The organism is Pseudomonas sp. MWU12-3088, assembly GCF_023242405.1.
GTDB classification, from domain to species: domain Bacteria; phylum Pseudomonadota; class Gammaproteobacteria; order Pseudomonadales; family Pseudomonadaceae; genus Aquipseudomonas; species Aquipseudomonas kribbensis.
In genome coordinates this window covers 461,936-481,419 of record NZ_JALJEA010000003.1, presented here as the reverse complement: position 1 = coordinate 481,419, position 19,484 = coordinate 461,936, and the positions used below count along the sequence as shown (strand labels likewise).

Here is a 19,484-nt window from a genome sequence, read left to right as displayed (position 1 = left end):
CCATGCAAGGCGCACAGCTCAGACATCAGCCTCCTGCTCCCGGCCGCAAGCCGGTGCCGCGGGGTGCCAGCCGAATGGTGGCCAAAGAGCCGATGTCCGCGCGCCTGCCGAAAGCCAATTTCGGCTTTCTGAAAAGTCTGTTCTGGCCGGTGCTGCTGGTGGTGCTCGGGTTCGGTACCTACGAAGGTGCGCAGCGTTTGCTGCCGTATGCCGACCGACCGATCACCAAGATCGCCGTGCAGGGCGACCTGAGCTACATCAGCCAGCAGGCGGTGCAGCAGCGAATCGCCCCGTACGTGGCGTCGAGCTTCTTCACCATCGACCTGGCCAGCATGCGCTCGGAACTGGAGCAGATGCCGTGGATCGCCCACGCCGAAGTCCGTCGCGTGTGGCCGGACCAGGTGGTGATCCGCCTCGAAGAGCAATTGCCCGTGGCCCGTTGGGGCGACGAGTCGCTGCTCAACAACCAGGGCCAGGCGTTCACGCCCAAGGAACTGGCGAACTACGAACACCTGCCACAGCTGTTCGGTCCGCAGCGGGCCCAGCAGCAAGTGATGCAGCAATACCAGGTACTGAGCCAGATGCTCCGGCCGTTGGGCTTCTCGATCGCGCGCCTGGAACTGCGTGAACGTGGCAGCTGGTTCCTGACCACCGGTGCCGGCAGTTCCGGCCCCGGCATCGAGTTGCTGCTGGGACGCGGCAACCTGGTGGAAAAGATGCGCCGCTTCATTGCCATCTACGACAAGACGCTTAAAGACCAGATTACGAACATTGCGCGTATCGATCTGCGCTACGCCAACGGCCTCGCTGTTGGCTGGCGGGAACCAGTAGCGCCGACGACAGCCCAACCCGCTGTCGCAAAGAATTAAGAAGAGGCAGGACCCATGGCAAACGTGCAAAGCGGCAAAATGATCGTCGGTCTCGATATCGGCACCTCCAAGGTGGTGGCGCTGGTCGGCGAGGTTGCGGACGACGGCACGCTCGATATCGTCGGGATCGGTACCCATCCGTCCCGCGGCCTGAAGAAAGGCGTGGTGGTGAACATCGAGTCCACCGTGCAATCGATCCAGCGCGCGATCGAAGAAGCCCAGTTGATGGCGGGCTGCCGCATTCACTCGGCGTTCGTCGGCGTGGCGGGCAATCACATCCGCAGCCTGAACTCCCACGGCATCGTGGCGATCCGCGACCGCGAAGTCAGCTCGGCTGACCTGGAGCGCGTACTCGACGCCGCCCAGGCCGTGGCGATCCCGGCTGACCAGCGCGTGCTGCACACTCTGCCGCAGGACTACGTGATCGATAACCAGGAAGGCGTGCGCGAGCCGCTGGGCATGTCCGGCGTGCGTCTGGAAGCCAAGGTCCACGTGGTCACCTGCGCCGTCAACGCGGCACAGAACATTGAAAAATGCGTGCGTCGCTGCGGTCTGGAAATCGACGACATCATTCTCGAGCAACTGGCTTCGGCCTACTCGGTGCTGACCGACGACGAAAAAGAACTGGGCGTGTGCCTGGTCGACATCGGCGGCGGCACCACCGACATCGCGATCTTCACCGAAGGCGCGATCCGTCACACGGCTGTGATCCCGATTGCCGGCGATCAGGTGACCAACGACATCGCCATGGCGTTGCGCACTCCGACCCAGTACGCCGAAGAGATCAAGATCCGCTACGCCTGCGCCCTGGCCAAACTGGCCGGTGCCGGCGAGACCATCAAGGTGCCGAGCGTCGGCGACCGTCCGCCGCGCGAACTGTCCCGTCAGGCCCTGGCCGAAGTGGTCGAGCCGCGTTACGACGAACTGTTCACCCTGATCCAGGCCGAACTGCGTCGCAGCGGCTACGAAGACCTGATCCCGGCCGGCATCGTGCTGACCGGTGGTACGTCGAAGATGGAAGGCGCCACCGAACTGGCCGAGGAAATCTTCCACATGCCGGTACGCCTCGGTGTGCCGCACGGCGTGAAGGGCCTGGATGACGTGGTGCGCAACCCGATCTATTCCACTGGCGTGGGCTTGTTGATGTACGGCCTGCAGAAGCAGTCCGACGGGATTTCGTTCTCGGGCATCGGCAGCCGCGACAGCTACAGCAACGATGAGCCGCAGGCGCCGTTGCTGGACCGTTTGAAGAAGTGGGTTCAAGGCAACTTCTAAAGCTTTACCGCAACACCGCAACAAAATGCAGTAGGCGAAAAAACTAGAGAATGTAAGGAGAGGGAAAATGTTCGAACTCGTAGACAACATCCCCGCAAGCCCGGTAATCAAAGTTATCGGTGTTGGCGGTGGCGGCGGCAACGCTGTCAACCACATGGTCAAGAGCAACATCGAAGGCGTCGAGTTCATCTGCGCCAACACCGATGCTCAGGCGCTGAAAAACATCGGCGCGCGGACCATCCTGCAACTGGGCACCGGCGTGACCAAAGGCCTGGGCGCCGGCGCCAACCCGGAAGTCGGCCGTCAGGCTGCGCTGGAAGATCGCGAGCGCATCGCTGAAGTGCTGGCCGGCACCAACATGGTGTTCATCACCACCGGCATGGGCGGCGGTACCGGTACCGGTGCAGCGCCGATCATCGCCGAAGTGGCCAAGGAAATGGGCATCCTGACCGTTGCGGTCGTGACCCGTCCGTTCCCGTTCGAAGGCCGCAAGCGTATGCAGATCGCCGACGAAGGCATCCGCATGCTCTCCGAAAGCGTCGACTCGCTGATCACCATTCCCAACGAGAAGCTGCTGACCATCCTCGGTAAAGACGCAAGCCTCTTGTCGGCTTTCGCCAAGGCTGACGATGTACTGGCCGGTGCCGTTCGCGGTATCTCCGACATCATCAAGCGTCCGGGCATGATCAACGTCGACTTCGCCGACGTACGCACCGTGATGAGCGAAATGGGCATGGCGATGATGGGCACTGGCTGCGCCAGCGGTCCGAACCGTGCACGTGAAGCCACCGAAGCGGCCATCCGCAACCCGCTGCTGGAAGACGTGAACCTGCAAGGCGCACGCGGCATCCTGGTGAACATCACCGCCGGTCCTGACCTGTCCCTGGGTGAGTACTCCGACGTGGGTTCGATCATCGAAGCCTTCGCTTCCGAGCACGCAATGGTCAAGGTCGGTACCGTTATCGATCCGGACATGCGCGACGAGCTGCACGTGACCGTGGTTGCCACCGGTCTGGGCGCGAAAATCGAGAAGCCTGTGAAGGTCATCGACAACACCGTTCACACCACCATGGCTTCCGCTCCGGTGCAGCAACAGGCTCCTGCGCGTCAGGAACAACCTGCCGTGAACTACCGTGACCTGGACCGTCCGACCGTCATGCGCAACCAGGCTCAGGCCGGTGCTGCGACTGCCGCGAAGATGAATCCGCAAGATGACCTGGACTACCTGGACATCCCGGCTTTCCTGCGTCGTCAGGCTGATTGATGGAATGTATCAGGGCTATGAAGGTGATTGGTGTTCAGCAAAGGCTCGGTCTGCTATTATCGCCAGCCTTTGTTGATACCAGTTCGCAATTTGCGCTGAAGCGGCCCAAGCCATGATTAAACAACGCACACTGAAAAATATTATCCGTGCCACAGGTGTAGGCCTGCACTCCGGGGAGAAGGTCTACCTGACCCTCAAGCCTGCGCCTGTCGACACTGGCATTGTGTTTTGTCGCGCTGACCTCGACCCTGTGGTGCAGATTCCTGCCCGCGCGGAAAACGTCGGTGAAACCACTATGTCGACGACGCTGATTAACGGCGACGTCAAAGTGGACACGGTAGAGCACTTGCTCTCGGCCATGGCTGGCCTGGGCATCGATAACGCCTACGTCGAGCTCTCCGCGTCCGAAGTCCCGATCATGGACGGTAGCGCAGGACCTTTCGTATTCCTGATTCAATCGGCAGGCCTGGAAGAACAGGACGCCGCCAAGAAATTCATCCGCATCCTGCGTGAAGTGACAGTGGAAGACGGCGACAAGCGCGCCACCTTCGTCCCTTTCGACGGATTCAAGGTGAGCTTCGAGATCGATTTCGATCACCCGGTTTTCCGGGACCGCACCCAAAGTGCAAGCGTGGATTTTTCCAGCACTTCGTTCGTAAAAGAAGTCAGCCGCGCCCGTACTTTCGGTTTCATGAGTGACATCGAGTACCTGCGCAAGCACAACCTCGCACTCGGCGGCAGCGTTGAAAACGCAATCGTGGTCGATGCCGATGGCGTACTGAACGAAGACGGCCTTCGCTATGAAGACGAATTCGTGAAGCACAAGATCCTCGATGCAATTGGCGACCTGTACCTGCTGGGCAACAGCCTGATTGGTGAGTTCAAGGGCTTCAAGTCCGGCCACGCACTGAACAACCAGCTTCTGCGCAAACTGATTGAGCAGAAAGATGCCTGGGAAGTCGTGACGTTCGAAGACGCCAGCACTGCACCGATCTCTTACATGCGCCCGGTTGCGGCAGTGTAAGTAAAAAACCTCTCTAGTTTTTTGAAGGCCACCTTTGGGTGGCCTTTTTTTATGCCTGTTTTCAGGACGCCAGAACCACCCGGTTCCGGCCACCTTCCTTGGCCTGATAAAGCGCCCGGTCCGCCGCGAACAACAGTTGCTCCAGACTGATTTCACTCACCACTGTCCAGGTGCTGATACCGATGCTCACCGTCATCGGCATTTCATCGCCCTCCATACGCGGCAATTGCTCGACCGCAGCCCGCACATGCTCGGCTATCTGCTGCGCGCCGACGCTGTCGGTCTCGGCCAGGATCACCGAGAACTCTTCACCGCCATAACGCGCCACCAGATCTGCCGGGCGTCGCACATTGGCGGTAATGACCCTGGCCAGTTCACGCAGGGCCTGATCCCCGGCCTGATGACCATGCCGGTCGTTGAAGGCCTTGAAGTGATCGGCGTCGATCATCAACAACGACAGCGATTTGCCCGAGCGTTGGGCGCGAAACCACTCGTGCCGCAACGACTGATCAAGCATGCGCCGGTTGGCGACACCGGTCAGGGCATCGGTGGCGGCCAGTTGCGCCAGTTCTCGTTCGGCGCGCTGGCGCAGACGCAGCTCCCGGGCCAGCAGCCAGGTCAGCCACAGCAGGCCGAGGCAGAGTACGCCGGTGGCGCCGCTGATCAGTATCGCCGTGCGCTTCCACGCGCCGAACACTTCCTCACTTGATAGTGCAACGATCACGGTCAGTGGCAGGTTGCCGACCTGGGAATAGGTGTACAGCCGCTGCTGGTGATCCATGCTCGAAATGCTGTTGAAACTGCCATTGCCGCTGCGGTCGCGCAGAATCCGCACCACATTGGGACGGGCGGCGAAGCTCTTGCCGATCGAATCACTTTGCAGATAAGGCTTCTGGGCCAGCAGGATGCCGTCGTTGTTGATGATGTTCAGGGTGCTGTCGACACCGATGTCGAGGCTGTTGAACAACTGGTCGAAGTAATCGAGCTTCATTGACGCCACCGCTACGCCGAGGAATTCCCCGGTGTCCGAGGAAATGCGCCGGCTGAAACTGATGCGCCACTGGTTGGCGTCGTCGCAATCGCAACGGGGTTTGAACGGGCGGCTGATGAACATGCCGGTGTCGCGGTTGAAGGCGTGGGCGAGGAAGTAATCGCGGTCGGCGAAATTGCCCGGCAGCGGTTCGACCCGGGAGGAGTCGGCGATGACCTCGCCGTGTTTGTCGAGCAGCAGGATATCGCCCTTGAAGCGCGCAGTCGTGGAGCGATCAAACAGCGCCAGGTGGCGGATCTGCGGCGACACGTTTTTCAGGTCGTCGCGCTGGGCGGCGGCGATCAGCCCTTGCAGGGTCAGGTCGTACAGTTCGACGGTGCGCAGCACGTCGGCGTCGATCAGTTGGGCGATGGTGGTGGCGCTGCGAGTCGCCGACTCCTGAGCATTGGCGTGCTCGCGAATCAGCAGAAAAGTGACGATGCACACAATCGCGAACACGCTCAGCAGACTACCGAGAATCAGCAGCAGCTCGGGACGTCCGGTCTTGCCCGTGGCGGGTGGGGTACGGCTCGCGATCATGGTTGGCTATCGGTGATGGATTCTTCTAAGAGTAGGCCTGTGGATAACAATGTGGGAGCGAGCCTGCTCGCGATAGCGGTGAATCAGTCAGCATTCCTGTTACTGACACTCCGTTATCGCGAGCAGGCTCGCTCCCACAGTGTAAGTGGCCTGCCTGTTCAGGCAGGCCATCCTCAGCTTAGCGCCGATCTTAGAAGACGTTGATCGGGTAGTCGATGATCACTCGGTATTCATCTGTGTCAGTGTCCAGCGCGCCGTAACCGTTGCCGCCACGGTTGGTCGCCCACTGCAGACGTACCGCCAGGTCTTTGGCCTGGCCGCTCTGCACCACGTACTTGAGGTCGATGTCGCGTTCCCAGTGCTTGGCGTTGCGGCCTTCGGCGCTGTACCACGAGGCGTAGCCCTTGCTGTCCGGGTCGACCTTGGTCAGGTCCAGCGTACCTCGGGAGTAGGACACCGCCGAAGTCAGGCCCGGCAGGCCGAGGCCCGCGAAGTCATAGGCGTACTTGAGTTTCCACGAGCGCTCGTTCGGGCCGTTGAAGTCCGAGTATTGCTGGGAGTTGTCGAGGTAGATGCTGTCGCCCTGGCTGATGTAGTCGAACGGCGTGTTGCCGTTGACCCGCTGGTACGCGGCGGTGACGCTGTGGCTGCCGATGCCGACGGTGAAATGCAGGCTGTAGGTGTTGTTGTCGATGTTGCCCAGCAGCGCGTCGCCGGTGTCCTGGGTGTGATAGAAGTGCAGGCCCGGGTTGAGGGTCACCAGATCGTTCAGCGCCCAGGTGTAGTCGAGGTCGTAGTAGTACTGGTTCCAGATGTCCTTCAGCTCGGCGGCGTACAGGTTGCTGGTCAGGCCTTCGATGCCGCTCCAGGACACACCGGCCCAATTCAGGTGCTGGCTTTTATCGCCCTCGGCCAATGTGCCGTACGAGGTGCCGATGCGTTTGTGGCCGCTCTGGTTGTACGGCTTGGTGAAGCTGGCCTGGCCGCCTTCGATCATCCAGCCGTCGAAGCTGTGGTTGGTCAGGCTGACACCTCGGAAGGTCTGCGGCAGCATGCGGCTTTCACCGCCGGCGATCACCGGGTTGGTGAGGAACAGGTCACCGGCCTTCAGCTCGGTATCGAACGCGCGCATTTTCAGCGTACCGCCCGCCGTGGAGAACGAGCCCGGCGCTTTGCCGTTGCCATCGCTGACCGGCAGGATGCTGGAGTTGTCCGTACCGCCACCGCCGTCGAGTTTCAGCCCGAGCATGGCGTGGGCATCGATGCCGAAACCGACCGTGCCTTCGGTGTAGCCCGACTGGAATTTGCCGAGGAAACCCTGGCCCCACTCGATGTTGTCGTCCGTCTGCTGCAGGCGGTTGCGATTCATGTAGTAGTTGCGGGCGTTGAGATTGAGGCTCGAACCTTCGACGAAACCTTCCTTTTCGGCTTCGGCGGAGTGGGCGGTGGGGGCAATCGTTGCGGCGATTGCAATGAACAGCGGGGTAAAGCGGACTGGGTAACGCACTTGCGGTAAAGCTCCTTGGGTCAACTGACACTTCAATGTCTTGAGGTGCGGGATGTTTCTAATTGTAAGAGACGAACCGGACCGCTTTCACACCACAACGAAAAAAGGCCACTGAAAATCAGTGGCCTGGAAGGACGACGGTTGAACGGGAAGAGCCAAACAACCGCGTCGAGGGAAACGTTGCGTGGTGCGTGACTCAGCTGTCTTTCTCGGCTGCCTGAGCCTGGGAAGTTGCGGCCTGAGGGGCTTGCGTGGCGTCTTGGGCCTTGGCCATCACTTCTGCCTGATGCTGTTCGAATGCGTGAGCGCGAGCGGCATTCTGCGCTACGAACGACTGCGATTCTTCAGCCATCGCCATCGGCGACAGGATCAATGAGGACAAAACGAAAGCGCTGGCAATACCCATACTGTTGGACATCTTGAAAACCTTCTTGCTTGGCAAGTGCTGTTTGGTGCGGGCAAAGATAAGATCGCCGGGCATCGGGAAACAGCGTGATTTTCATAAATGACTGTTGCGGGAATGGCAACGATCCCCGTCTTCAGACCGGAAGGTGAATACCAAAAGTGTTCATCCCCCGATCACTGCGCACAAACACATCCCCCCCATGCATCAGCGCAATTGCCTTGACGATCGCCAGCCCTAACCCATGGTTATTGCCACTGTTGCTGCGCGACGCATCGACCCGGTAGAAGCGCTCGAACAGCCGTGGCAAATGCTCGCTGGCAATCGGCGCACCGGGGTTGGCCACGCCGATACTGACCTGATGTTCCTCGACCGTGATCTGCACTTCGATCACCTGTCCCGGCGCGGTGTGCTGCACCGCGTTGCTCAGCAGATTGATCAGCGCCCGGCGCAGATGAGCGATCTCGATCTGCACCTGTGCGTCGCCACTCACATGGACCTGAACCTGTGCATCTTCGAGGATGAAATCGAGGTATTCGAGGGTGGTCGCCACTTCGTCGGCCAGCGACGTCGAGGTCAGTTTGGTGGCCTTGCTGCCCTGATCGGCGCTGGCCAGAAACAGCATGTCATTGATGATCGAGCGCAGGCGTTCCAGCTCTTCGAGGTTGGATTGCAGCACTTCGAAATAATGCTCGGCGGAGCGCCCGCGCGTCAGGGCGACCTGGGTCTGGCCGATCAGATTGGTCAGCGGCGAACGCAGTTCATGGGCGACGTCGGCATTGAAGGATTCCAGCCGTGAATAAGCTTGTTCAACCCGCTCCAGCGTCGAGTTGAACGAGTCGACAAACTGTTCCAGTTCCGGCGGCAACGGCGACAGACGCAAGCGTCCGGCCCGCAGCGGCGGCGCCAGGCGCTGGGCCTCGTGGGAGAGTTTGATCAGCGGCTTGAGGCCGATTCGCGCCACCCAGTAACCCAGCGCCGAGGCCAGAAGCACGCCGACAATTGCCAGGCCGATCAAGGCGATCAGCAGGTTGTGCTGGGTCTGGTGAAAGGTCTCGGTGTCGATGCCGATCATGAAGCGCAGGGGGGGGCGTTGATCCTTGGCCGGGAACTGGCTGACCAGCACTTTCAACGGGTAGGGCTGACCGGGCAATTGCAGGTCGCGCATGCCCAGCGGACCATTGGCGAATTCGCGAATCTGCGGGGTGAAATCGCCGTACTCGTACTGCGGATCGCCGCTGCTGATCCAGAAACTGATGCGCTTGTCTTCTTCGCCGAGCAGCTTGAGTTTGCTGTTGATCTTGACCCAATGCTCGGGCGTGCCGTAACGGCCGACGGTGGATTCGAGCACGCTGTAGCGCGCATCCAGCTCGGCTTCCGGTAGCAGCCCCAAACCTTTGTCCACTTGTTGATAAAGCGCACCGCCGATCAACAGAAACACCAGCAGCGCCACCAGCGTGAACATGCCGCTCAGGCGCAGGGCGATGGAGTTACTGGACACCGCGGCTCTCCAGCACATAACCCATGCCACGAATGGTGTGCAGCAGTTTCTCGTCAAACGGTCCGTCGAGCTTGGCCCGCAGGCGCTTGATCGCGACTTCGACGACATTGGCGTCGCTGTCGAAATTGATGTCCCAGACCATCTCCGCAATCGCGGTCTTCGAGAGGATTTCACCCTGACGCCGGGCCAGTACGCTGAGCAGCGAAAACTCTTTCGCCGTCAGATCCAGACGGGTGCCGGCGCGGGTGGCCTTGCGGCTGATCAGATCGATCCACAGGTCGGCGATGCTCACTTGCACCGGTTCATGGCCACCGCTGCGCCGGGTCAGCGCTTGCAGGCGCGCCACCAGTTCGAGGAAGGAAAACGGCTTGCCGAGGTAATCGTCGGCGCCGTCACGCAAACCCCGGATCCGGTCTTCGACCCGTTCGCGGGCGGTAAGCATGATCACCGGCGTCTGTTTGCGCGCACGCAAGGCGCGCAGCACGCCAAAGCCATCGAGGCCCGGCAGCATGACGTCGAGGACGATCACCGCGTAGTCGCTTTCCAGCGCCAGGTGCAGGCCCTCGACGCCGTCGCGGGCCAGATCCACGGTGTAACCCTGTTCCGTCAGGCCGCGGTGCAAATAGTCCGCGGTTTTCTCTTCGTCTTCGATAATCAGGACGCGCATGACCCGCCTCAGTCTGTCGTTGCCAGCGCCGCGACGGGCGCTGGTTTGGGCTTGTGGAACAGCCGCTCAAGCCACAAGTATATGACCGGCGTGGTGAACAGCGTCAGCATCTGGCTCACCAGCAGGCCGCCCACGACCGCTATCCCCAGCGGCTGGCGCAGTTCGGCGCCGGTGCCGTAGCCGAGCATAAGCGGCAGGGCGCCGAGCAGGGCGGCGAGGGTGGTCATGATGATCGGCCGGAACCGCGTCAGGCAGGCTTCGAAAATCGCATCCTGGGGTGCCAGTCCACGATGACGCTGGGCTTCGAGGGCGAAGTCGATCATCAGGATGCCGTTCTTCTTGACGATACCGATCAGCAACACCAGCCCGATCAGCGCCATGATCGAAAAGTCCTGGCCGCAGATCCACAGCATGATCACCGCACCCAGACCCGCCGCCGGCAAGGTCGAGATGATCGTCAGCGGATGGACGAAGCTCTCGTAGAGCACACCCAGAATGATGTACACCGCAACCAACGCCGCGAGAATCAGCCATGGCTGGCTGGCCAGCGAGCTCTGGAACGCCTGGGCCGCACCCTGGAAATTGCCGCTGATCGCGGTCGGCATACCGATCTCGGCCTTGGCCTGGTTGAGCAGGATCACCGCATCGCCCAACGCCACACCGGGCGCCAGGTTGAACGACAGGTTGGCGGCCGGGAACATGCCGTCGTGGGCAATCGACAGCGGGCCGATGGTTGGTGCATCGAATCGGGCCAGCGCCGACAGCGGCACCATTTCCCCGCTCAGCGGCGAGCGCAGGTAGAAATAGTTGAGGCTTTCGGCCTTGCCGCGCTGCGCGGTGTCCAGTTCCAGGATCACGTTGTACTGGTTGACCTGGGTCTGGAACTCGTTGATCTGCCGCTGACCGAAGGCGTCGTATAGCGCCTCGTCGACATCACTGGCAGTCAGGCCGAAACGCGCGGCGGCGCTGCGGTCGATGCTGATGTGGGTGATGCTGCCGCCCAGTTGCAGGTCGTTGGAAATGTCACGGAACGCCGGGATGCTGCGCAGTTTTTCCGTGAGCTTCTGGGTCCAGGTGGCGAGCGTCGGCCCGTCGTTGCTCTTGAGCACATATTGATACTGCGCACGGCTCGGACCGGAGCTGAGGTTGATGTCCTGGCCGGCGCGCAGGTACAGCACTATGCCGGGGACTTTCATCAACTGCGGACGGATGCGGTCGATGAACTGGCTGGCCGATACATCGCGATCTCCGCGTTTTTTCAGGGCGATCCAGAAGCGGCCGTTGGCGATGGTCTGGTTGCTGCCGGACACGCCCACCGAATGGGAAAACGCCTGCACGGCGGGATCGGCGGCGACGATTTCCGCCATCGCCAGGTGCTTTTTCACCATATCGCTGTAGGAGATGTCCGCAGCGGCTTCCGTCGTACCGAGGACGAAACCGGTGTCCTGCACCGGGAAGAAACCTTTGGGGATAAAGATGTAGCCGCCGATGGCCAGCGCAACCGAGACACCGAACACGCCGATCATCAGTTTCTGGTGAGCGAGGGCGCGACGCAGGCCTTTTTCGTACCAGCCGAGCAGGCGTTCGCTGAAGCCCGGTTTGTCATGGGCGTGATGCACCGGTTTGCGCATGAACAGCGCGGCCAGCGTCGGCGCGAGGGTCAGCGACACCACCACGGAAATCATGATGGTCGAGGTCGCCGTCAGAGCGAACTCCTTGAACAGCCGTCCGACCACACCGCCCATGAACAGCAACGGAATGAACGCTGCCACCAGCGAGAAACTGATGGAGACCACAGTGAAACCGATTTCCCCGGCACCCTTGACCGCCGCTTCGCGCATGCTGTCGCCGGCCTCCAGATGGCGGTGAATGTTTTCCACCACCACGATCGCATCGTCGACCACGAAACCTACCGCCACGACGATGGCCACCAGTGTCAGGTTGTTCAGGCTGAAACCGAGCAGGTACATCAAGGCGAAACTGGCGGTCAGCGACACACCGAGCACCGCCGACACAATCATCGTCGCCGACAACTGACGCAGGAACAGCGCCATCACCGCCACCACCAGCAGGATCGCGATCAGCAGGGTGATTTCCACTTCATGCAGGGAGGCGCGAATGGTCTGGGTGCGGTCGATCAGCACCTTGACCTGCACCGAGGCCGGCAGCATGGCTTCGAGGCCGGGCAGGGCGGCCTGGATGCGGTCCACGGTCTCGACGATGTTGGCCCCCGGCTGGCGGGAGATCACCAGGTTCACACCGGGTTGATCGCCGGCCCAGGCTTGCACGTAGGCATCTTCCGAACCGTTGACGACTTTGGCGACATCTTTCAGGTGAACCGGGGCGCCATCCTTGTAGGAAACGATGAGCTGGCTGTATTCCTCGGGGTGGAACAGCTGGTCGTTGGTCGACAGCGTGGAAATGCTCGATTCGCCGTACAACGCACCTTTGGCGAGGTTGAGGCTGGTCTGCTGGATCGCCAGACGAATGTCCGCAAGGGTCAGGCCGATGGCCGCCAGTTTGTCCGCCGAGGCCTGTACGCGAATCGCCGGACGTTGCTGACCGGTGATGTTGATCTGGCCTACACCGTCGATCTGACTGATCTGACGGGCCAGCAGAGTTTCCACCAGGTCACTGAGTTCGGTGCCGGGCATCTGCGTGGAACTGACGCTGAGGATCAGCACCGGGCTGTCGGCCGGGTTCACCTTCTTCCAGGTCGGCAGGGTCGGCATGTCTTTCGGCAGTTTGCCGGCAGCGGTGTTGATCGCGGCCTGCACTTCCTGGGCGGCGGTATCGATGCTCTTGTCGAGGGTGAATTGCAGGGTCAGCAGGCTGGAGCCCAGCGCACTGCTGGAGGTCATCTGGGTCATGCCGGGGATGGCGCTGAATTGCACCTCCAGCGGCGTGGCCACGGACGACGCCATGGTGTCCGGGCTGGCGCCGGGCAGTTGGGCGGAGACCTGAATGGTCGGAAATTCCGCTTCCGGCAACGGGGCAATCGGCAGGCGCGGGAAGGCAATCACCCCGACCAGCACCAGCGCGATGGTCAGCAGAATTGTCGCCACCGGGTGATCGATGCACCAGGTCGAAACGCCTTTGTGCTGCTTCATGGCTTTGGCTCCGCTTGCACCACCTGCGGCGGTTCGCTCATGACCTGCACGGTCGAACCGGGCTTGAGCCGTGACTGGCCATCACTGACCAATACGTCGCCGGGGTTCACGCCTTTGATGATGTCCTGACCGCTGCCCTGATAGACCATTTGTACTTGCACCGCTTCAACCTTGTCGCCGTTGACCCGGTACACGAAGTGTTGATCGAGGCCCCGCTGTACGACGGTGGGCGGAACCACCAGCGCATCTTTATCCAGTGCCGTCTGAATCTTTACCGTCACCAGCAGGCCGGGCCAGAGTTTCTGGTTGGGGTTGTCGAATTCGGCCTTGGCGCGGATGGTGCCGGTGTTGGCGTTGATCTGGTTGTCGATCAGGGTCAGGTGACCTTCGCCCAGCAGGTTGCCGGTTTCACCGTCGGTGTCGGCGCCGATGTAGGCCTTGACCTGGGCGCGCTGCGGATCGCTGATCAGGCCCTGAAGGGTCGGCAGCATTTGCTGGGGCAGGGAAAACTCGACGGCGATCGGGTCGATCTGGGTCACGGTGAACAGGCCTTGGGTGTCGGTCATGCGCAGGAAGTTGCCTTCGTCGACCGTGCGAATGCCGACGCGACCGGTGACCGGGGAGCGAATCTGGGTGTAGGAAAGTTGTACCTGCGCCGCGTCAATCGAGGCCTGATTGCCCTGGGCGGTGGCCTTGAGCTGGTTGACCAGTGCCTGTTGCTGGTCGTAGGTTTGCTTGGAGACACCGTCGTCGACGCTGAGCAGTTTGTAGCGCTTGAGGTTGACCAGCGCCACTTGCAGCTGTGCCTGGCTTTCGCCCAGTTGCGCGCGGGCCTGATCGAGACTGGCGCGGATCGAGCGGTCATCGATGGTGGCGAGCAGGTCGCCCTGTTTGACCAGTTGACCTTCTTTGACCAGCAGTTTGGTGAGGATGCCGTCGATCTGTGGACGTACCACCACGCTGTGCAACGAAAGCACCGAGCCGATGCCGCTGGTGTAGCGGGGGACGTCTTTTTCGCTGACGGCGACGACCCTGACCGGGATCGCAGTCGGGGCGGCCAGTTTGGCCGGTGCGGGTTTTATCGCATACCACAGGCCGGCGGCTGCGAGGGCGATCAGCAGGGTGGCGAGCAGGGCCTTTTTCTTCTGGATTTGCATGCTTGTGGGGCGCCAGGGGGACGGGGTTTGGGCAGGTTGGTTCTTTATAAACTTGTTTGGGGGTCAGGAGGGTGACGGCTAACTGACGGCGCTGTCAGTTTCGGCTTTTGACTTGGCGGCCTTTGGGCCGACCATGCTTTGGGTGTTCTTTGTGAATATCCGTTTCTTCGGGCGTTGCGGCTGGCGGTTTCGCCCTTACGGCGAGTCCCTTTGGCAAACGCCCCAAAGGAACCAAAGGTCTGGGCCCCGGCGTTCGGCGCCTCGCTGTGGCTCGGCGTTCCTTCGTTCCGGGATTCATCCGGGGGCATCGCCTCCGGTTTGCTTCGCTGCACCTCCTCTCGATGTGTTTGGCTTCGCCAAACGGCGCTGCGCGCCCACCCCCGGATAAATCCCTCCACTCAGCCTTCCGATGGGGCCGGCACGTCAAAAGCTTTACTCGAGCTAACGCTCATCGTTTTGAGTGGTGAAGAGCGTGCGGTCGGCTTTTTTTCTTTGTTGGATTTGCTGACCTCAGCTCTCTGCCGAGGGTGATGGGGACGGCTTATGTGCTTTTTAAAACTGAGTTCACCTCGGTCTTTCACGTCGGCGTACCTCTACCAAACACCTCGGTCAGTCCCCTCTCCCTCCGGGAGAGGGCTAGGGTGAGGGCTGCTCTTGAAGTTGTTTAAATTTCAACAACAACTCCGGACCCTTCCCACAACGTTTTCAGGTTGTCCGTCGGAAGCACGCTCTCTAGTCTTTGGCTGTCGCTGCCAATTCAGCGAACAGGTGTGGAAACCTGATTTCAAGTAGTTGCAAAGCATCTCTCCGTAATCGTTGCCGACGTCTTCTTTCGTCTGCAAACTGCGTCGCGGCGGCTGTGCGCAGGCAGACTTCGGTCTGGCCGGTTGCCTACTTATCGGTTTTCCACCCTGCGTACAGCTGCCACCTTTTGTCGTGTGGAAACGACAAGGGATGGCTCCATAGCCAAGTAGGAGTTCTTCATGGACAAACTGATACCCGACCCACCCCTCGAATCATCCACCCCACTCGAAGAAGCCATGCGCGCCGAAGACCTCGCCCGTAACCGCGAAGCCATCAAACGCGCCCTCGACTACTACCTCTGCCCCAATCCTTCCAAGCCGCGCCCGAGCACGATGTATATGGTCACTCCCAACGTCGACACCGAAAGCCTGCTGGCCAATGCCTGCGAATCCCTGGCCTCGGCCAGTACCATCGCCAGTAATTTCGCCAATGAACTCACGGGCCCGCAACGCAGTACGGCGCTCGGCATCCAGCAGATCATCATGCTGGCCGAGCTGGCGGTGAACCGGGCGCTGGATCGGGTAGATCCGCAGACGTGATCCGCTAGTCGAAGAGTCCCGAAAAGGCACCGGTCATGCCCTTTCGGGGGCTCTTTAAAGTCCGCGCGCACAGGTATACTGCGCGCCTTCGCGGCTCATCCACCGGGCCGGACTTTTTGCTTCCCGGAGCTTTCATGACTTCCCCAATCGACAACGCTGTGAGCGATGTCCCGGCAGAGCTGGCCGAGGCCGGCGAATCCAAGCCGACCATTCCTGCGTTCAAGTTTCCGTTCAAGCCAGGTGAACTGGCCGCCGCCAAAGCCGCCAAGCAGCCGCAGTTCAAGGGCAAGGACGGTGATCGTCACGCCAGGACCCCGGGTGTGGCGCCGTCGGGCACTCGTCGTTCGATGGGCAAGCGCTGATTCACTTCCCTCCTGCAGCCATCGTCTGTGATTTTCGGTCACAGTGATGGCTAATTGCTCAGTTCCTGAGCCAGATCAACGTTTAACCGATTAGTGCGCTTAGAGTCAGCAGCCCTGCCGACTCTTTCCAATAAAACGAGCGCGCTTTCCATGAAGATCAATCTCCCGGTGACCGGGCGCAATGTCGATGTTGCGCCGGATGCGAACATTCTCTCGACCACCGATCTGACCAGCGCGATCACCTACGCCAACGACGACTTCATCAAGATCAGCGGTTACAGCCGTGACGAGCTGCTGGGCACGCCGCATAACCTGTTGCGTCATCCGGACATGCCGGCGCAGGCGTTTGCCCATATGTGGCAGACGCTCAAGCGCGGGCGGTCGTGGATGGGGCTGGTGAAGAATCGTTGCAAGAACGGTGATCACTACTGGGTCAGTGCCTATGTCACGCCGGTCACGCAGAACGGTGCGGCGGTGGAGTTTCAGTCGGTACGCACGCGGCCGGATGCGCGGCAGATCGCTGCAGCAGAACGGGCTTACGCGCAGTTGCGTGGTGAGCCGGTGTCGCGTTGGCGGCTGCCGGTGTCGGGCTTGCGGGCGCGGATTGTGGTGTTGACCAGTTCGGTGCTGGCGGTGGTGCTGGGGATTGAAGCCTGGTTGCGGCCGGAGTCCATGGGCATTGAAGCCGCTGCGCTGGTGGCCGGCAGTGGCGCCTGTGCTCTGGGCGTGAGCTGGTTGTTGCGACCGCTCGAGCGGCTGACCGAACGCGCGAAACAGATTGCCGACAACCCGTTGAGTCAGGGCATTTATACCGGGCGGCGGGATCAGTTCGGGCAGATCGAGTTTGCCTTGCAGATGCTCGAGGCCCAGGTCGGCGCGGTGGTCGGGCGGATCGGTGATGCGTCGCAACGGCTGGCCGGGCATGCGGCGCAATTGGTGGATCATTTGCACAGCAGCCATACCAGCACGTTGGCGCAGCAGGCGGAAACCGATCAGGTGGCAGCGGCGATTCATCAGATGGCGGCCAGTGTGGCCGAGGTGGCCAGCCATGCGCAGCAGGCGTCGGTGGCGGCGGATATGGCGGGGACGGAAACCCGTGAGGGGCATCTGCTGGTGGGCGAGAGTCGCAGTGCGGTGTTGCGGCTGGCCGAGGAGTTGGGGCGGGCGACCGAGGTGATTCATCAGCTCGAAGGCCACAGCAGCGAGATTTCCGGGGTGCTGGAGGTGATTCGCAGCATCGCCGAGCAGACGAATTTGCTGGCGCTCAACGCCGCGATCGAAGCGGCCCGGGCCGGGGATGCCGGGCGCGGGTTTGCGGTGGTGGCCGATGAGGTGCGGGGGCTGGCCCAGCGCACTCAGCAGTCGACCAACGAGATTCAGCGGATGATCAGCACCCTGCAGAACGGCGCGCGGGATGCGGTGTTGGTGATGCAGCAAAGCAGCGAGCATGTGGATAACAGCGTCGAACAGGCTAAACGTGCGGCCCAGGCACTGGACGGAATCAGTGGGCGAGTCGAGCAGATCACCGAGATGAGCCTGCAGATTGCCGCGGCGGTCGAGGAGCAGAGCGCGGTGAGCGAGGACATCAACCGCAACATCGTCAGTATTCGCACGGCGTGTGAACTGACGGTGGATGAAGGGCGCCAGAGCCAGCTCAACTCACAGGATGTGGCAGGGCTGGCGGGGGACTTGCGTTCGCTGGCGCGGGAGTTCTGGGGGCGGCGCCAGGGATCCTAGGCTGCGCGCAGGGAAATGAACGCGTAGGTCTGCGGCGGTTCGGTGACCACTTGTGCTCCCGCCGCCCGTACCTGCCCGGCGACATCATCACCGGACAGATGAAACAGCCACTCGCTGGTGACTTCGCTCGATGGCTGCGCGGTGACCTGATCGATCACTGAGGCAAATACGCCCATGTCCGGCAGGTAAGCCGTGAACCCGTCGCCCTTGAGTGCGGTGGTACGGATCCCCAGTTGCCCGCAAATCGTATCCTTGATCCGGATGTCATCGCGATCAGCCTGGCGCGAGCGCTGGATCAGTGTGATGAGTTCCTGATCCACCAGTTCGCCACCGACAATCAGCTCCGGCCCCTGTTGCCACGATTCCGGCGGGCAGTCCTTGGCGGCAGGGTTCAGCGGGATGTGCGGATTGATTTCGGCGGGATAGATACGACACACCAGCGGCCGGCGTTCGTAGATGCGGCACAGCTTGTCCTCGTCAAGATTCCGGCAGGGACCGACGTTGTAGGCGGCGAAGGTGATCGCCACATGGGCGTCGGACGTGCCGCTGCGCACCACCGCCGAACGACGCTGGGCGTGCTCACGCTGTTGCGCCGGCAAACCCAGGCCGTTGGCGAGAAACGCCTCCACCAGCACGATCACCTGACCGCCGTCGGCCGCCCACATCCGGGCTTCGGCGAGGGTCAGGGGCACATGGTGATCGGTGCAGCATTTGCCGCAACCTACGCAGGAAAAGGTCGTATTCATTGAGCGGGCGATCTTCAATCAGGGTGCGAATCGGCGACATAAAGCCGCCGTACAGGCCCTGAGTGAAGCAAGTTGTGCGCCATTCGCTCAGGGTTTGGCGGTCGGGCGGATCGAGTCCCATTCGGTGACGAACGCGGTTTTCGACTTCTTGTTGTACAGGCACAGCTCGGTGCCTTGCTGGCCCTTCATGTGTTTTTGCGGGTACTGGCCCTGCAGCAACAGGGCGGTGTAGCCCACGCGGTCATCGAATTGCGCGGCGTTGCCGACGGGTTTGGCGTCTTTCAGGCCGCTGGCCTTGGTGCAACTGGCGAGCACGGCTTTGTCGTAGGCGGCCCAAGCGTCGGGGCTGGAGGCGTGGGCGAGCGGGGCGATGAGACACAGTACGGAGAGGGCGAGGCGTTTCATTGTTCGGGCATCCTTGGAGGTTGATCGCCAGGGTTTGAGTATGCCGCAGGATTTTAGTTTGTCAGTCCGTCACCAATTCCCGGCGGACCACATACATTCCAGACTTTTCATACAGCTGCCGCGCCCGCAGGTTGTCCTCCAGCACCTTCAGATCGACAAAGCCTTCGCGCCGATCCTGGAAAATCTTGAACGCATGCAGCAGTAACGCCCGACCCAATCCACGACCCTGAGCCCGGGGATGCACCACCAGATTTTTGATGTATGAACTGGTCCAGCATTGCGCCACACCGATGACGCCGTCGGCATCGCTGGCGATGAGGCACAGTGCCGGATCGTATTCGGCGTCCGTTTCATACTGCTGCTGCCAGACGTCCAGCGCGGGCACCCGACCACCGCCTTCGCGGTAACCGATTTGCATCAGTTCATGCACGGCGGACGCGCTTTCGGCGCTGTAGGTCGTGAGTTCGATGCCGTTCGGCCACTCGATGGCCGGCACGTCCTGGCCCAGATCGCGCCGCATCAGAAAACAGAACCTCTCGCTCAT

17 protein-coding genes and 1 pseudogene are annotated in these 19,484 nt (G+C 61.3%); 8 read left to right on the top strand and 10 right to left on the bottom strand.

Annotated elements, in window-relative coordinates:
• Positions 1-2: 2 nt before the first annotated feature.
• From M5B98_RS10895 to lpxC, 4 genes are all read left to right on the top strand, one after another.
• Complete coding sequence (locus tag M5B98_RS10895) at positions 3-869, top strand: cell division protein FtsQ/DivIB (protein ID WP_248742697.1); 867 nt, start codon at positions 3-5, stop codon at positions 867-869.
• Between the two features lie 15 nt (positions 870-884).
• The gene (gene ftsA, locus M5B98_RS10890; protein WP_065261511.1) at positions 885-2,144 is read left to right on the top strand and encodes a cell division protein FtsA; all 1,260 of its coding nucleotides are present in this window, start codon (positions 885-887) and stop codon (positions 2,142-2,144) included.
• Positions 2,145-2,211: 67 nt separating this feature from the next.
• A complete protein-coding gene (gene ftsZ, locus M5B98_RS10885; protein WP_085709356.1) occupies positions 2,212-3,408 on the top strand; it encodes a cell division protein FtsZ in 1,197 nt (398 codons plus the stop codon).
• A gap of 112 nt (positions 3,409-3,520) precedes the next feature.
• Positions 3,521-4,432, top strand: coding sequence for a UDP-3-O-acyl-N-acetylglucosamine deacetylase (gene lpxC, locus M5B98_RS10880; protein WP_065261513.1), 912 nt, complete (start codon positions 3,521-3,523; stop codon positions 4,430-4,432).
• A gap of 61 nt (positions 4,433-4,493) precedes the next feature.
• Here lpxC and M5B98_RS10875 read toward each other — a convergent pair whose 3' ends face one another.
• The 7 genes from M5B98_RS10875 to M5B98_RS10845 form a co-directional block, all read right to left on the bottom strand.
• Entirely contained in the window at positions 4,494-6,002 is a 1,509-nt protein-coding gene (locus tag M5B98_RS10875; RefSeq protein ID WP_248742696.1) for a sensor domain-containing diguanylate cyclase, read from the bottom strand.
• 190 nt (positions 6,003-6,192) lie between these two features.
• Positions 6,193-7,509, bottom strand: a complete 1,317-nt coding sequence (locus M5B98_RS10870) for an OprD family porin (RefSeq protein ID WP_248742695.1) — start codon at positions 7,507-7,509, stop codon at positions 6,193-6,195.
• A gap of 196 nt (positions 7,510-7,705) precedes the next feature.
• On the bottom strand, positions 7,706-7,927 hold the full coding sequence (locus tag M5B98_RS10865) for a hypothetical protein (protein ID WP_085709734.1): 222 nt from the start codon (positions 7,925-7,927) through the stop codon (positions 7,706-7,708).
• 121 nt (positions 7,928-8,048) lie between these two features.
• Entirely contained in the window at positions 8,049-9,413 is a 1,365-nt protein-coding gene (locus M5B98_RS10860; protein WP_114885418.1) for a heavy metal sensor histidine kinase, read from the bottom strand.
• Complete coding sequence (locus M5B98_RS10855; protein WP_003228008.1) at positions 9,403-10,080, bottom strand: heavy metal response regulator transcription factor; 678 nt, start codon at positions 10,078-10,080, stop codon at positions 9,403-9,405. The genes M5B98_RS10860 and M5B98_RS10855 overlap by 11 nt, the downstream gene beginning before the upstream one ends.
• An 8-nt stretch (positions 10,081-10,088) precedes the next feature.
• Positions 10,089-13,190: a multidrug efflux RND transporter permease subunit gene (locus tag M5B98_RS10850; RefSeq protein ID WP_248742694.1), complete on the bottom strand. Its 3,102-nt coding sequence runs from the start codon at positions 13,188-13,190 to the stop codon at positions 10,089-10,091.
• Positions 13,187-14,347, bottom strand: coding sequence for an efflux RND transporter periplasmic adaptor subunit (locus M5B98_RS10845; protein ID WP_114885414.1), 1,161 nt, complete (start codon positions 14,345-14,347; stop codon positions 13,187-13,189). The genes M5B98_RS10850 and M5B98_RS10845 overlap by 4 nt, the downstream gene beginning before the upstream one ends.
• 983 nt (positions 14,348-15,330) lie before the next feature.
• Between M5B98_RS10845 and M5B98_RS10840 the strand changes: the two genes are divergently transcribed.
• The 4 genes and pseudogenes from M5B98_RS10840 (at position 15,331) to M5B98_RS10830 (ending at position 17,789) form a co-directional block, all read left to right on the top strand.
• Positions 15,331-15,690, top strand: a complete 360-nt coding sequence (locus M5B98_RS10840) for a DUF6124 family protein (protein WP_248742693.1) — start codon at positions 15,331-15,333, stop codon at positions 15,688-15,690.
• Between the two features lie 134 nt (positions 15,691-15,824).
• Positions 15,825-16,052, top strand: coding sequence for a hypothetical protein (locus M5B98_RS10835; RefSeq protein ID WP_114885412.1), 228 nt, complete (start codon positions 15,825-15,827; stop codon positions 16,050-16,052).
• A 150-nt stretch (positions 16,053-16,202) separates the two neighbouring features.
• Positions 16,203-16,484: pseudogene (locus M5B98_RS28815) on the top strand (PAS domain-containing protein); the annotation flags it as partial.
• Positions 16,485-16,724: 240 nt separating this feature from the next.
• The gene (locus M5B98_RS10830) at positions 16,725-17,789 is read left to right on the top strand and encodes a methyl-accepting chemotaxis protein (protein WP_412548537.1); all 1,065 of its coding nucleotides are present in this window, start codon (positions 16,725-16,727) and stop codon (positions 17,787-17,789) included.
• Here M5B98_RS10830 and M5B98_RS10825 read toward each other — a convergent pair.
• The 3 genes from M5B98_RS10825 to M5B98_RS10815 all read right to left on the bottom strand — a co-directional run bounded on the left by M5B98_RS10825 (position 17,786) and on the right by M5B98_RS10815 (position 19,484).
• The gene (locus M5B98_RS10825) at positions 17,786-18,535 is read right to left on the bottom strand and encodes a YkgJ family cysteine cluster protein (protein ID WP_248742691.1); all 750 of its coding nucleotides are present in this window, start codon (positions 18,533-18,535) and stop codon (positions 17,786-17,788) included. The genes M5B98_RS10830 and M5B98_RS10825 overlap by 4 nt on opposite strands.
• A gap of 87 nt (positions 18,536-18,622) precedes the next feature.
• Positions 18,623-18,940, bottom strand: coding sequence for a hypothetical protein (locus M5B98_RS10820; RefSeq protein ID WP_248742690.1), 318 nt, complete (start codon positions 18,938-18,940; stop codon positions 18,623-18,625).
• 61 nt (positions 18,941-19,001) lie between these two features.
• The gene (locus M5B98_RS10815) at positions 19,002-19,484 is read right to left on the bottom strand and encodes a GNAT family N-acetyltransferase (protein ID WP_248742689.1); all 483 of its coding nucleotides are present in this window, start codon (positions 19,482-19,484) and stop codon (positions 19,002-19,004) included.

Coding starts and splice junctions, on each gene's coding strand:
- ftsZ (WP_085709356.1), top strand. CDS start 2,212: ATGTTCGAACTCGTAGACAACATCCCCGCAAGCCCGGTAATCAAAGTT.
- M5B98_RS10820 (WP_248742690.1), bottom strand. CDS start 18,940: ATGAAACGCCTCGCCCTCTCCGTACTGTGTCTCATCGCCCCGCTCGCC.
- M5B98_RS10875 (WP_248742696.1), bottom strand. CDS start 6,002: ATGATCGCGAGCCGTACCCCACCCGCCACGGGCAAGACCGGACGTCCC.
- M5B98_RS10850 (WP_248742694.1), bottom strand. CDS start 13,190: ATGAAGCAGCACAAAGGCGTTTCGACCTGGTGCATCGATCACCCGGTG.
- M5B98_RS10845 (WP_114885414.1), bottom strand. CDS start 14,347: ATGCAAATCCAGAAGAAAAAGGCCCTGCTCGCCACCCTGCTGATCGCC.
- M5B98_RS10895 (WP_248742697.1), top strand. CDS start 3: ATGCAAGGCGCACAGCTCAGACATCAGCCTCCTGCTCCCGGCCGCAAG.
- ftsA (WP_065261511.1), top strand. CDS start 885: ATGGCAAACGTGCAAAGCGGCAAAATGATCGTCGGTCTCGATATCGGC.
- M5B98_RS10840 (WP_248742693.1), top strand. CDS start 15,331: ATGGACAAACTGATACCCGACCCACCCCTCGAATCATCCACCCCACTC.
- M5B98_RS10865 (WP_085709734.1), bottom strand. CDS start 7,927: ATGTCCAACAGTATGGGTATTGCCAGCGCTTTCGTTTTGTCCTCATTG.
- M5B98_RS10815 (WP_248742689.1), bottom strand. CDS start 19,484: ATGAGCGAGAGGTTCTGTTTTCTGATGCGGCGCGATCTGGGCCAGGAC.
- lpxC (WP_065261513.1), top strand. CDS start 3,521: ATGATTAAACAACGCACACTGAAAAATATTATCCGTGCCACAGGTGTA.
- M5B98_RS10855 (WP_003228008.1), bottom strand. CDS start 10,080: ATGCGCGTCCTGATTATCGAAGACGAAGAGAAAACCGCGGACTATTTG.
- M5B98_RS10825 (WP_248742691.1), bottom strand. CDS start 18,535: ATGAATACGACCTTTTCCTGCGTAGGTTGCGGCAAATGCTGCACCGAT.
- M5B98_RS10835 (WP_114885412.1), top strand. CDS start 15,825: ATGACTTCCCCAATCGACAACGCTGTGAGCGATGTCCCGGCAGAGCTG.
- M5B98_RS10830 (WP_412548537.1), top strand. CDS start 16,725: ATGGGCATTGAAGCCGCTGCGCTGGTGGCCGGCAGTGGCGCCTGTGCT.